General features: G+C 48.8%; 1 protein-coding gene. It reads right to left on the bottom strand.

The window, feature by feature from the left end:
• Positions 1–688, bottom strand: a 688-nt coding sequence (locus R7R78_RS26525) for an ABC transporter ATP-binding protein (protein WP_225474661.1), incomplete at both ends; no start/stop codon positions are given.

Genomic DNA, 688 nt, shown 5'->3' with positions numbered 1-688 from the left:
TTGCAATCACGGTTTTGCCTTGCATGAGCTCGTTCAAGCTTTCTTGGATAGCCGCTTCGACTTCTGAGTCCAGAGCTGAAGTTGCTTCATCCAGTACCAACAGCGGCGCGTCTTTCAATAACACACGAGAAATAGCGATACGCTGACGCTGACCACCAGACAACTTCACGCCTCGTTCGCCAACTTGCGCATCGTAGCCGACATTGCCAAATGGGTCTGTCAGTGTTTCGATGAACTCGTGAGCGTGCGCTTGTTTCGTTGCTTTAAGCAGTTCCTCTTCTGAGGCGGTTGGGTTGCCGTACAAGATGTTATCTCTGATTGAACGGTGCAAAAGAGACGTATCCTGTGTCACCATACCAATTTTCGAGCGCAACGAATCTTGCGTGACGTCAGCAATGTTTTGACCGTCAATCTTAATGCTGCCTTCTTCCACATCATGGAAGCGTAACAGCAAGTTCACCAACGTGGATTTGCCTGCGCCAGAGCGCCCAACCAAGCCGACTTTTTCGCCAGGTTTGATGTCGAGATTCAGATGGTTGATGACGCCTTTGTTTTCACCGTAATGAAAGCTGACGTTATCGAACTGGATGCCACCTTGAGATACGACCAAGTCTTTCGCATTCGGTTTGTCTTGGATATCGATAGGTTTGGACAGTGTTTTCATGCCATCCACGACAGTACCCATGTT

It is taken from the genome of Vibrio sp. 2134-1 (assembly GCF_033339495.1).
The sequence above is the reverse complement of the archived record's forward strand: the minus strand, read 5'-3'. Positions and strand labels throughout refer to the sequence as shown.